The following is an 11,516-nucleotide window of genomic DNA, read 5'->3' as shown; positions in this document are numbered from 1 at the left end:
AAGACATATACTTATCATGATGGGTGAGGAACGTCGCATATGCAGACTTTCGTGCTCGCAACCAATTCCGAGACAGTCAGCCAGACACTGTGTTCGTACCTCGAAGACGTCCTCGACCCGGACGACAGCGTATACGCGGTCAACTCACAACCGGGCGGAGACAGGACGCCACCGGATGCGGTTGCCGACGGGAAGGCCGCACTCGAAGTCGTCTCGGACCGTCTGGGCGACCAGGTGTCCGTCGAGACCTACCAGATAATCCGGGGGAACAGCCCGGCTGAGGATATCTTCGACATCGCCGAGGAGGTCGATGCGGACGAACTCGTCATCGGCGTCCGGAAACGGAGCCAGACCGACCGCCTCATCTTCGGCAGCGTCGCCCAAAATATCATGCGACAGTCAGACTACCCGATGCGGGTCGTTCCGCGGGAGTGAGTAGCCACTGGCCGTTGGCAACTAACTGCAAAGAAACCGAAGCCGAGGCAGCCGAGTTATTCGGCCGACTCGTAGTCGTCGAAGGCGTCGATCTCGACACCCTCGCCGGTGATTTCCGCGAGCACGACACCGTTGCCGGACCCGGTGTCACGCTCGGCCGCGGCGTTGACCGCACGGATGGCCAGGTCGCGGGCCTCGGAGAGACTCATCTCGGGGTCGTACTGCCCTTCGATGGTCCCCGTCGCGACCATCGTCCCGGAGCCGGTGACGGTGTAGTCGTCTTCGAGCACGCCGCCAGCTGGGTCGACGCTGTAGACGTGGCTGCCTTCTTCGTCGACGCCGCCGACGATCGGGTTGATGGCGAAGTACGGGCCACCGCGGGCGAAGTTACCCGCGAGCGTCGCCAGCGCGTGAATCGAGAGCGGTTCGTCGCGGCGGACCTCGTAGAGGTCGGCCTCGGCGCGCAGCGAGCGGATGAACGATTGGGCCCCGCCGACGCTGCCGACCAGCGTCATCGCGGCCGTCGGGTGGATCTGCTCGACCTTCTGGACCTGCTTGTTCGAGACGAAACGGCCGCCCAGCGAGGCGCGGCGGTCCGTCGCGATGATGACGCCGTTCTCCGTCGAGATGCCGACGGTCGTCGTCCCGGTCTTGACGACGTTCTCCTCGTCGCGGCCGCCGTCCTCGTTCGGCAGGTTGCCGACCTCGGGTTCGTAGGCGTCGGTCAGTCGGTTCTCGGGGTCGTACATCAGTTCTCACCTCCGAGTTCGAACTCTTCCAGGCGCTCGGCGATGTCGTCCTCGGCGAGCTTTTCGAACTGCTCGCTTTCCACGTCGATGGTGGCGATGTCGACGCCGGTCGCGTCGAGGCCGTCCTCGTTGACCGAGGCCAGCGCCCGGAGCGCGAGTTCGATGCCGGCTTCGAGGTCCATCTCCTCGGCGTACTCGTCTTCGAGGAACGTCTGGATGTCCTCGCGGGAGCCGCCGATGGCGACTGCCTGCCACTCGTAGGGCGTTCCCGAGGGGTCTGTCTCGAACAGCCGGGGTTCGCCGTCCTCGATACCAGCGACGAGTAGCGCCACACCGAACGGGCGTGCGCCGCCGGTCTGGGTGTACTGCTGGATGTAGTCCGTAATCTCCTTCGTCAGCGACTCGACGGAGGCGGGCTCGTCGTAGCGCAGACGGTTGACCTGGGCTTGGCGGCGCGCCACGTCGATGAGCTGGCGCGCGTCGGCCACATGGCCCGCGCTGGCGACGCCGACGTGGGAGTCGATCTCGTGGATCTTCTCGATGCTGTCGCGCTCGATGAGCGGGGACCGGGCGTGGCGGTCAGCGGCGATGACCACGCCGTCCTCGGTGCGGACCCCGACGCTCGCGGTTCCGCGCTTGACGGCTTCTCGTGCGTACTCGACCTGATAGAGGCGTCCGTCCGGGGAGAAGATGGTAATCCCGCGGTCGTAGGCCTGTTGTTCGTTTCCTTGCATGATGTATCGTGTTGTTGTTCACCTGAGGTTAGGGTTGCTCTTATATAACCGTATCGCGGACCGCTGCCCTCAGAACAGCGGCAGGTCGCCGGTGACGCGGTCCACCAGCTCGTCCTCGGCGGGGCCGACGGCGAGTGCCGTGACGGTTCCCGGGTCGAGCTGTGTGTGGCCGGCGTCTCGGACGACCGCATGCGGCAGGCCTTCGCGCTCGGCCACGTCCGCGAGTTCGAACAGCTCGGACTCGCTGGTGACCTTCAGGACGACTTTCTTCTGCCCCGCGCCCTTCCAGGCTTTCCGGGGTTTCGGGCCGGCGTCTTCGTAGGCCGACAGCGAGGCGTGGGCAACCTGGGCGGCGAGCTTGCCCTCGCCCATGCCGATGTCGGTCCGCGCGACGATAGCCTGCTTCATACGATTACATGGCCACCCGTACTTAAACGCCCGTCGGACTCCCTCCACGGTTGCACATACCACAGAGTACATACGCCGTGGCCGAGCACACCCCGGAGATGCCCTCCATCATCCGAACGTTCCTCCTGCGACCGGGCGCGTTCTTCGAACAGCGACGTGACCGGCTGAACGGACTCCGTGGCGGCGGCCTCGCTCTCGGCATCGCTGTCGTCGTCACAATCGTTCTCGGAGTCGCGCTCCGGCTGTTCGCTGACCAGTTCACCGGCACCGTCGAGCGAGACAACCCCGCACGGCCGCCGGAACAGCTGTGCGAAGACGGCGGCGTCGGCGGAATAACCGTGTCCGGCTGTGACGAACCGGCGACACAGACCGTCGAAGTCGGGTCGTTCATCTGGGACTACGCGACTAGGGCCCTTCCAAGACTGTTTTTCGGCTTGATTATCGCCTGGATCGGACTGATGATCGGGCTGTATGTCGGCGCAAAGCTAGCCGGCGGCTCCGGGCGGTTCGGCGAGACGGCAGAGATCACCGCCTGGGGACTGCTCCCGTCCGTTGTCGGCGTTGCCGCTGGCGGTGCTGCACTCGTCTTCTTCGCTGCCACCACCGACCTCTCCGCGTCCTCGCCGGAGTTCCTACTCGAACAGGTACGGCGTCTACAGAACGGCCTCTCCGGACTCGTATTTCTCGCAATACAGGTCGGGACAGCGGCCTGGCAGGCGTACGTCTGGGCTGGCGGCCTCCGGGTCGTCCACGAGATCAGCAGGTACGCGGCAGTCGCCATCGCCGTCATCGCCGCGACGCTCCCCGTGATTGCCTCCTGAGAATCGGGGAGTTTAGGCTTCCGGCCGCACACGCCACTGTCATGATACTCTCAGATGCGGATATTCTCCGGCGGCTGGAACAGGGAGACCTCGTCGTCGAACCGCTCGACGACCCGGACATCCAGATTCAGCCGGCCAGCGTCGACCTCCGTCTCGGTCGTGAGTTCCTGGAGTTCCAGCACGCCAACATCCCCTGTATCCACCCGAACTCCGAGGACGAAGTCGCCGACTACGTCGAGGAGACTGTCGTCGAGGAAGACGAGGAGTTCATCCTCCACCCCGGCGACTTCGTGCTGGGGACGACCCACGAGCGCGTCGCCATCCCCGACGACCTCATCGCCCACGTCGAAGGGCGCTCCTCGCTGGGCCGACTTGCGATTGTGGTACACGCGACGGCCGGCCTGTGTGACCCCGGCTACGAGGGCCAGATTACCCTCGAACTGTCGAACCTCGGCACTGCGCCCGTTGCGCTCACGCCCGGAATGCGAATCTCGCAGCTCACCTTTACCGAACTCAAGACACCCGCCGACCGCCCGTATGGGGCCGAACGCGGCTCGAAGTACCAGGGCCAGTCCGGACCGCAGGCGAGCAAGATACAGGGAGATAGAGAATTCGGGGGCGACCAATGAACGGGACGGCTCACGGTGGAGGGCGGCGATAGATGCGGTTCATCGAGGAAATCGTCGTCGACGACTTCCTGCCGACGTTTCGCTCGCTGCTGGCCGACGCCCTCAGAGAGCGCGGGCTGACACAGTCCGAAGTCGCTGACCTGCTGGGCATCAGCCAGAGTGCGGTCTCGAAGTACGTCCACGGCGACGTGGCGCGCCACGACGACCTGCTGGCCCACCGCGGGCTGGAGGAACTGGTCGAGCGACTGGCCGACGGGCTGGCCGACGGCGATATGAGTTCCGTTCAGGCGCTGGTCGAAACGGAAGTGTTCATCCGCGAACTCGAACAGGGCGGCGTCCTCGCGCAGTTACACGAGGACGCGGTCCCAGAGCTGGGCGACTACGACGACGAGTTCGCTGTCCACGACCCGGACTCGCAGCTCCGGTCGGCCGAGCGGACGCTCGCGTCGGTGCGGCGGGGGCTCAGCGTGCTGGAAAACACCAGCGGGTTCGCGACGCTCATCCCGGCGGTCGGGTCGAACCTCGTCCAGTGTCTCCCCGAGGCCGACAGCATCGAGGACGTGGCCGCCGTCCCGGGGCGGATTCTCGACGTGAAAGGACGGGCAACGATTCCGGCGGATCCGGAGTTCGGCGTCAGCGAGCACGTCGCGTCGCTGTTGCTGGCGGCGCGGGCCGCCGGAAGCGACGCCCGCGCAGTGTTGAACGTCCGCTACGACGACGGTGTCGTGACCGCACTTCGAGATGCCGGTCGGACCGTGGTCGAGTTCGACGCCGAGGAGAGCGTCGAGCCGGCCGTTGCGGCCGCGCTGGCTGACGACCCGGGGGCCGACGTGCTCTACCACACCGGCGCGATGGGCATCGAGCCGGTGGTGTACCTGCTCGGGGACGACGCTGTGTCGGTCGCTGAAACGGCGCGCGAAATCCTGTGACCGACGCGCAATCATTCTACGGCCGGTGGGCGCGAGTGTACGACTGGGTAGCGAATGCCCCCGGCGTGGCGTCCTGGCGCGACCGGACGGCGGACGCGCTGGCGCTCTCGCCCGGCGACACCGTCGTCGAGATGGGCTGTGGGACCGGGGCGAACGTGCCGGTCCTCCGCGAGCGAGTCGGGCCGTCGGGTCGGGTCGTCGGCATCGATGTGACCCGAGCGATGCTCGACCGCGCACGCGAACGGCCCGCGAGAACCGGCGAGACCGTTCATTACGTGCAGGCCGACGCCGCCCGCCCGCCAGTTCGAGCGGCGGATGCCGTCCTGGCGACATTCGTTGCCGGTATCTTCGAAGACCCCGCTTCGGCCGTCGACGCGTGGTGTGACAGCGTTGGCCCGGGCGGCCGTGTCGCCCTGCTGAACTTCCAGCGAAGCCCCAGCGCTCTCGCCGCACCGTTGAACCTCGCGTTCGAGGGGTTCGTCCGCCTCTCCGCGCCGGGAACGCGCCTGTCCAGACAGTCACACGTCAGCGCGTTCGAGCGACGGGTGCGGGCGGCCCGCGAACGGCTCACCGAGCGGACGGTTGCGCGCCGCTACGAGACGATGGCCGGCGGGTTCGTCGGCCTGATCAGCGGGACCGTCGCGTAGCGCACGCGGGTTCCGGCGGGCACCGGGAGGGCCGAAACGCTTCCAGCGGATTCGGCGGGCGGAGAGGGGGCAGGGCGGCCCGGTCACGCCACCTCGGACCCCGTCGCACGGCCCATGAGCCAGACGGAGACGGCACCGAAGACGACATCGAGCGCACAGAGAACCGCGAGCGCCGGCACGAGGGTGTCGTAGACGCCGCCGAACGCCGTCACCTCGACGACTGTCAGCACGTCCCGACCGAGGACCAGCGCTCGAATCGCGTCGACGCCATAGGTGACCGGATTGACCGTGGCGACCACCTGCACCGACTCTGGCAGCGAGGACGCGGGGAGAAACGCCGAGGAGAGGAACAGTAGCGGGAACAGCAGGAGGTTCCCGACCGCGTCGAGCGTCTCCTCGTCCCGGGTCGCCACCGCGACGGCGTTCGAGAGCGCCATGTACCAGAGCGCGAAGAGGACACAGACGAGGACGATGCCGAACAGCCCCACGAGTCCGGTCTCGACGGTGGCGCCCATCGCCAGCCCGAGGCCGAAGATGACGAACACGTAACAGACGAGGCGGAACAGTTCGGCGGCGGCCTTGCCGGCGAAGACGGCGGTCCAGCGCATCGGCGAGACGGTCACCTTCTCGAACATCCCCGTCTGGAGGTCCTCGACCAGTCCGAGGCCGGAGGAGAGCGACGACGACATCGACACCTGGACGACGGCCGCGGGGAGGACGAAGGGGAGGTAGCCGACGCCCTCGAATCCGGCCCGTTCGAGAGCGAGAGTGCCGACGTCGCCGAAGACGGCCGTGAACATCAGCAGGGAGAACACCGCCATGAAGAGTTCGAGAAAGACGACGGTCGGATTCCGAATCGCCTTCCGGGTCCACCGCTTGAAATTGACCCAGATGTCTCCGACGAGGGAGTTTCCGGCCGACCGCGACGGACCGGCGTCGACGCCCGCGGAACTCATCGTGTCCCTCCGGACGGCCCCGGCCCGGTTTCGCCGTCGTCCCCAGCGGTGAAGCCGTCGGTTCGCCCGTCCGCGATGGCGAAGAAAACGTCGTCGAGCGTCGGTTCGTCCACGTCGAACCCGGTCACGGCAACGCCCGCCTCGCGGAGCGCAAGCAGGTAGTCCGTGCCGCGCTCGGCGGCGTCCGTCGTCGTCACCCGAACCGTGTCGTCGACGGTTTCGACCGTCGCGTCCGGACCGAAGCGCGTTCCCTCGCGGGCCACGTCGGCCGCCGTTTCGGCGGTCTCACGGCCGCCGTCCACGTCGACTTCGAGGATCTGACCGCCGACGCGGCGCTTCAGTTCGGCGGGCGACCCCGTCGCGGCGATGCGGCCGTCCCGGAGGACGGCGACGCGGTCACAGAGCGCGTCGGCTTCTTCGAGATACTGGGTCGTGAGGAATATCGTGGTCCCCGTCTCGTTGAGTCGGCGGAAGTGGTCCCACAGGCGGTTTCGTGCCTTCGGGTCCATCCCCGTCGTCGGTTCGTCGAGGAAGACGAGGTCCGGGTCGTGGACGAGGGCCGTCACGGCGTCGAGTCGCTTCTTCATCCCGCCGGAGAACCGTTTGGCGGGCGTGTCGGCGACGTCACCGAGGTCCGCGAGTTCGAGCAGTTCCTCGATTCGCTCTGCTCGCCGACCACGCGGGACGCCGTAGGCCTCGCAGGCGAACGCGACGTTCTCCCGCGCGGTCAGTTCCGCGTCGACACTCACGTCCTGTGCCATGTATCCGATGGTCTCCCTGACCGCCGTCTGCGCCGCGGTCGCGTCGTGACCGTTGACGACGACTTCGCCCTCGGTCGGTTCCAGCAGCGTCGCCAACACCTTTACCGCGGTCGTCTTGCCAGCACCGTTCGGCCCGAGGAACCCGAAGAACTCGCCACGAGGGACGGTGAGCGACACGTCCCGGACGGCCGTCGTTCCGTCCGCGTAGGTGACGCGCAGGCTGTCGACGCGTATCGCCGCCGTCGAAGCGGCAGCCGGCCGGTCGGGGTCGTTCGCGACACGTCGCTGTTTCGGTTTCGTCATCGCCGTCAGAGTGGTCGCTCGCCGGTACCGAGAGCGTTCTGTGACGTATGAGAGGTGGGTTTATGTGGCGGTTCCGGCACACATCGGACATGAAACACCTCCGGGTCACCGCTCGCATACCGCCCGACTACGCGCCGGAGTTCTTCGACCTGCTGGCGAACGACCCCGAAATCGAGGAGTCGCGCATCGTCGACTGGAACCGCACCCCCGAAGGGTGTGATACCGTGCTGTTCGCCATCGACGGCGACGCGACCCGGTTCCTCGACCGCGCGCCGTCGACGCCCGGCGTCGAGTCGGTGTTGCTCTCGGAGACTAAGCGGCGACGGACGTACGCACTCGTCGAGAATCGGCCGCTGTCGATGCCGATGTTCGACGCGATACACGACGCCAGCACTCGGCTCGGTATCGTCGTCCTCAAGCCGCTCATCTATCGCGACGGCACGGTCTCCTGCCGCGTGGTCGGCGAAGCGGGGCCGCTGCAGGATGCCCTCGACGAGGCTCCCGAACCCATCGACGTACGGGTGGACAGCATCAGCGCCGTCAGCGACGGACTGGCGCGACCGTCGTCCAAACTCAGTGAGCGTCAGCGCGAGGCCGTGAGGACGGCCCTCGCTCTGGGATATTACGACCGGCCTCGCGGTGCGACCCACGAGGACGTGGCCGCCGAGCTGGGGTGTGCCCCCGCGACGGTCAGCGACCACCTCCAGCGCGCCGAGGCGAAACTCGTCCGCGCCGTCATGGACGACTTCGGTCCGACGGTCTAGCGCCGATAGCGCCCGGCGTGGCGGGGACAGAACTCGGGTTCACGTAGCTGCGCGGTGACGACGCCGGGCTGGCGGTGAGGATTGTGGAGCCGGCAGGTCTCCTCGTCACAGAACGCCTCGCCCGTGTCGAGGTAGTGGTACGCCTGCAGAACGTACCCCTTGATAGCCTCGGTCGTCCGCGGGTCGTCCTCGACGAGGAACTCGCCCTCGACTTCGTTTTCCAGCACTTCTCGGGGCGGTGCGCCGCCCCCGAACAGGGCGTGTTTCTGCTGTTCCTTGTAGTACTGTTCGGGCTTTGCGGGGGCCTCGTAGAGTCCCGGCACCGAGACGACCGCGGACTGCCCGAGGACGTTTACGCGCTTGTGCCAGCGGCCGTCGTGGTCGCCCCAGGTGCCAACGACGCGGTCCAGCAGCGGGACGTGGAGGTGGTCGAGCGAGCGCTCGGCGTCGGGCAGTCGGTCGCCGAGGGCGCGCTGGACCGCCAGGCCGTCGTAGATGACGCCGCCGGCCCGCTCGGGCGAGTCGAGGGCGCGCTCCTCGTAGCGAACGATACCCAGCATCGTGTTGCCGGTCTCGCGGTCATAGGGCGAGAGCACGCGCGCCTCGGCGAACGACTCCGCCAGGGCCGAATCGCCGTGGCTGGCGAGAAACCGGTCGCGGACAGAGACAGTCGCATCGACACGGGCGTCCAGCCAGTCGGCGATAGCGTCAGCATCGGCGACAGTGGTCGGCGCGCGATACAGTGTGACAGACTCCATATATTGGCCGGTGGTATCGCCGAGTAATACCGTTTACGTCTCGTGGGCCCGGCGGATTTGATACCGGGTGGTGAGGGCGGCGCCCGATTCGAGTTCACCGGTGTCGGCGTCGCCCACTTCAGCGACAGACTGCCCGTCGCTGGAGTGAGCTACGATCCTGTTTCGTGGGGGAGTTCTGGACTCTCTTCGGTGAGGGCGTCGATGAGGTCCATGACCGACCACGTCGTTCCGTCGTCGGTACATGGGTACACCCCGACGAGGTCATCGTCAGCGTAGGCGGCGGCGACAAGCATCGGCAGTCGGAGCACCTCTGTACTCCCGCCGACCAGCAACGAAGACGTTCGCGTTTCGAACGGCGGTCGGAGACTCAGTCCGTGTTCCTCGGCCCACTGTTCGTACCGGTCGACGGTGGCCAGCACGTCACCGTGGCCCTGCTCCTGTGCCATCGGAACCTCCTCGGGCCAGGTCTGTACGGTGAACTCGTCGATGACCCCGGCCGCGTTGAGTTCGGTAAATCGGTCAATAGCCGTTGTTCGCGGCCCACAGACCGGCCGCCTGCTCCAGAGCTGGACGGTAAACGCCCGGGTGGCTGACTCCTCGGCGCTCTGGTCGGTGGTCCGCTGCATCTTTTCAGACATTGGTTGATAATTACTAACATGATGTTTCCATGCTACCATAATTGTTGGTATTTGTGCGATATTAGCGCCGCTATAGCACAAATAATGCAAATATAACCGCACATTTGGTCCCTTATTATCTATATAAGTGGACAGATTTCAAACCAGTAGCTATGGGACGGTATCGGTACCATGGGTGTTTTTATACATTAGTGTATAGAAGTGTCCATAATGGCAGACGCATTTGAAGTACAAGAGGAGTTCCGGTTCCTCGGCCGAACGTTTGCGGAGTACTGTCGGCTGTTCGGGCTGGACCCGTCGTCGCTCGGGGGCCACTCGGTGCTGGACTGTCCGGGCGGGCCGGGGTCGTTCACCGCTGTCGCGAGCACGCTGGCCAACAGCGTGGTCGCAGTCGATCCGATGTACGGCCGGACGGTCACTGACCTACAAACAATCTGTCATGACGCCGTCGAACAGACGGTGGCCCAACTGCAGGCACAACGCGAGGCCTTCGTCTGGAGCGAGTACGGCAACCCGGCGACACGGGGCCGGTATCTCAGGGCGGCCGCCGAGCGGTTTCTGGCAGACTACGCGCGACATCCCGGCCGGTACGTCCAGGCTGGCCTGCCCGAGCTCCCTTTCGAGTCGGACGCGTTCGATATTGTGCTGTCGGCGAATCTCCTCTTTCTCTACGATGACCGTCTGGACGAGCAGTTTCACGCTGACGCGATGCTGGAACTGGCCCGCGTCGCCCGCACCGAGGTCCGGGTGTTTCCGCTGCACTCCCTAGATGGCAGTCGCTCGGCGTTCGTCGACCCTGTCCGCAACCGAGTCGAAGACGCGGGCCTCACGACCCGCTTCGAGTCGGTTCCCTACGAGTTCCAGCCCGGCGCGACCGAGGCGCTGGTGGTGACAGACCCCGCCCAGTGGGTATGACCGGTCACAGACAGCGTCGGCTTCGTGCTGGCCTGTCGCTGCCTCCCAGCCCACTCGCTTACAGCGTCAGTCGCAGGAAAACCCTGAGAACTGCATCGCGCCACAGGAACGACCTACAGAGAAGGGAGGGCGTTAGTCGTCAGCAGGGGATGCGGCGTCGCGGCTCGTGACATCGACCGGTTCGGCGTCGACTTCCAGCTCGTCCAGCGCGACCTGCGCGGCGCGCTTGCCGGAGACGAGCATGGCACCGAACGTCGGCCCCATGCGCGGGAGGCCGTAGGTGGTCGCGGTGGCCATACCGGTGACGACGAGGCCGTCGTGGGCGAGGCCGGTGTGTTCGACGACGGCGTCCTCGCTCTCGCCGACCCACATGGAGTCGTGGCCGGGCGAGTCGTGGCCGGGCGCGCCGTAGGTGTCGTCGTCGGTCTGGTCCATGCCGCTGGCTTCGTCTTCGAGGCCCGGCGCGTTCAGGACACCGCGCTCGTCGAGTTTCTTGACGGCCATCGCGTCGTGGCCCGTCGCGTCGATGACGAGGTCGGCCTCGACGGCGATTGGGTCGACGCAGGTGATTTCGCGGGGCAGTGCGTGGACAGGTGTCCAGTTCATGACGATGCCGCCGACGCGGTGGTCCTCGCGGATGACGATGTCGGTGAACTCCGTCATGTTCTGCATCTTCGCGCCGGCGTCGCAGGCGGCCTTGATGAGGCCGGAACAGGCCTCAGGCCCGTTGGCGACGTAGAGCCCCTCGCTGTCCTTGGACTGCTTGTGGTCGACGTCGAGTTCGTCCAGCACCTGCTGGGCCGGGTCCCGAACGGTAACCTTGTTCATCAGGAAGCCGCCGAGCCAGAAGCCGCCGCCGAGGTAGTTGTTCTTCTCGACGACCATCACTTGCACGCCGCGCTCGGCGAGTTCCTTTGCGGCCATCAGCCCCGATGGGCCGCCGCCGACGATGATGACGTCGGAGTCCGAGAAGTCCATGAACTCCTCGGTCCACTCCTGCCCGATTGCGCGTGTGACCTCTGCTTCGCCGACGTCGCTGAACTGTTCGAATGAATCTGAATCGCTCATA

The 11,516-nt window shown here is 66.2% G+C and carries 15 protein-coding genes; 7 read left to right on the top strand and 8 right to left on the bottom strand.

Going from position 1 to position 11,516, the window contains the following annotated elements:
* Positions 1-39 precede the first annotated feature (39 nt).
* On the top strand, positions 40-435 hold the full coding sequence (locus Har1131_RS06305; RefSeq protein ID WP_151145530.1) for a universal stress protein: 396 nt from the start codon (positions 40-42) through the stop codon (positions 433-435).
* Between the two features lie 56 nt (positions 436-491).
* Here the strand turns inward: Har1131_RS06305 and psmB are convergent, their stop codons facing one another.
* The 3 genes from psmB to pth2 all read right to left on the bottom strand — a co-directional run bounded on the left by psmB (position 492) and on the right by pth2 (position 2,326).
* Positions 492-1,184, bottom strand: a complete 693-nt coding sequence (gene psmB / locus Har1131_RS06300) for an archaeal proteasome endopeptidase complex subunit beta (RefSeq protein ID WP_151145527.1) — start codon at positions 1,182-1,184, stop codon at positions 492-494.
* Positions 1,184-1,918: an archaeal proteasome endopeptidase complex subunit alpha gene (gene psmA, locus Har1131_RS06295; protein WP_007188840.1), complete on the bottom strand. Its 735-nt coding sequence runs from the start codon at positions 1,916-1,918 to the stop codon at positions 1,184-1,186. The genes psmB and psmA overlap by 1 nt, the downstream gene beginning before the upstream one ends.
* A 69-nt stretch (positions 1,919-1,987) precedes the next feature.
* Positions 1,988-2,326 (bottom strand): peptidyl-tRNA hydrolase Pth2, encoded by a 339-nt coding sequence (gene pth2, locus Har1131_RS06290; RefSeq protein WP_146417035.1) that lies wholly within the window; start codon positions 2,324-2,326, stop codon positions 1,988-1,990.
* Between the two features lie 98 nt (positions 2,327-2,424).
* On the opposite strand from pth2, the gene Har1131_RS06285 reads away from it, so the two are divergent.
* The 4 genes from Har1131_RS06285 to Har1131_RS06270 are packed head-to-tail and all read left to right on the top strand — an operon-like array spanning position 2,425 to position 5,352.
* Positions 2,425-3,147 (top strand): YIP1 family protein, encoded by a 723-nt coding sequence (locus Har1131_RS06285; RefSeq protein ID WP_225308087.1) that lies wholly within the window; start codon positions 2,425-2,427, stop codon positions 3,145-3,147.
* A gap of 41 nt (positions 3,148-3,188) precedes the next feature.
* Positions 3,189-3,776: a dCTP deaminase gene (dcd, locus tag Har1131_RS06280; protein WP_008312536.1), complete on the top strand. Its 588-nt coding sequence runs from the start codon at positions 3,189-3,191 to the stop codon at positions 3,774-3,776.
* Positions 3,777-3,808: 32 nt separating this feature from the next.
* On the top strand, positions 3,809-4,705 hold the full coding sequence (locus tag Har1131_RS06275; protein WP_014041004.1) for a thiamine-phosphate synthase family protein: 897 nt from the start codon (positions 3,809-3,811) through the stop codon (positions 4,703-4,705).
* Positions 4,702-5,352 carry a class I SAM-dependent methyltransferase gene (locus Har1131_RS06270; RefSeq protein WP_151145524.1) on the top strand — a complete coding sequence of 217 codons (651 nt, stop codon included), beginning with the start codon at positions 4,702-4,704 and terminating at the stop codon, positions 5,350-5,352. Before Har1131_RS06275 ends, Har1131_RS06270 begins: the two co-directional genes overlap by 4 nt.
* An 83-nt stretch (positions 5,353-5,435) precedes the next feature.
* On the opposite strand, the gene Har1131_RS06265 is transcribed toward Har1131_RS06270, so the two are convergent.
* Both Har1131_RS06265 and Har1131_RS06260 read right to left on the bottom strand, forming a co-directional pair.
* Positions 5,436-6,308, bottom strand: a complete 873-nt coding sequence (locus tag Har1131_RS06265) for an ABC transporter permease (RefSeq protein ID WP_014041006.1) — start codon at positions 6,306-6,308, stop codon at positions 5,436-5,438.
* A complete protein-coding gene (locus Har1131_RS06260) occupies positions 6,305-7,372 on the bottom strand; it encodes an ABC transporter ATP-binding protein (RefSeq protein WP_151145521.1) in 1,068 nt (355 codons plus the stop codon). Before Har1131_RS06260 ends, Har1131_RS06265 begins: the two co-directional genes overlap by 4 nt.
* Positions 7,373-7,461: 89 nt before the next feature.
* On the opposite strand from Har1131_RS06260, the gene Har1131_RS06255 reads away from it, so the two are divergent.
* Complete coding sequence (locus tag Har1131_RS06255) at positions 7,462-8,136, top strand: helix-turn-helix domain-containing protein (RefSeq protein WP_225308086.1); 675 nt, start codon at positions 7,462-7,464, stop codon at positions 8,134-8,136.
* Here Har1131_RS06255 and Har1131_RS06250 read toward each other — a convergent pair.
* Positions 8,133-8,894, bottom strand: coding sequence for a DUF7001 family protein (locus tag Har1131_RS06250; protein WP_151103665.1), 762 nt, complete (start codon positions 8,892-8,894; stop codon positions 8,133-8,135). The two genes, Har1131_RS06255 and Har1131_RS06250, sit on opposite strands and share 4 nt — an antisense overlap.
* Positions 8,895-9,043: 149 nt before the next feature.
* The gene (locus Har1131_RS06245; protein ID WP_044951969.1) at positions 9,044-9,532 is read right to left on the bottom strand and encodes an HTH domain-containing protein; all 489 of its coding nucleotides are present in this window, start codon (positions 9,530-9,532) and stop codon (positions 9,044-9,046) included.
* Between the two features lie 210 nt (positions 9,533-9,742).
* Here Har1131_RS06245 and Har1131_RS06240 point away from each other — a divergent pair, with 210 nt between their 5' ends.
* Complete coding sequence (locus Har1131_RS06240) at positions 9,743-10,447, top strand: class I SAM-dependent methyltransferase (RefSeq protein WP_014041011.1); 705 nt, start codon at positions 9,743-9,745, stop codon at positions 10,445-10,447.
* Between the two features lie 132 nt (positions 10,448-10,579).
* On the opposite strand, the gene Har1131_RS06235 is transcribed toward Har1131_RS06240, so the two are convergent.
* The gene (locus tag Har1131_RS06235; protein ID WP_008312519.1) at positions 10,580-11,515 is read right to left on the bottom strand and encodes a sulfide-dependent adenosine diphosphate thiazole synthase; all 936 of its coding nucleotides are present in this window, start codon (positions 11,513-11,515) and stop codon (positions 10,580-10,582) included.
* Position 11,516 lies beyond the last annotated feature (1 nt).

The organism is Haloarcula sp. CBA1131 (assembly GCF_008728975.1).
GTDB lineage: Archaea > Halobacteriota > Halobacteria > Halobacteriales > Haloarculaceae > Haloarcula > Haloarcula hispanica.
The sequence above is the reverse complement of the archived record's forward strand: the minus strand, read 5'-3'. Positions and strand labels throughout refer to the sequence as shown.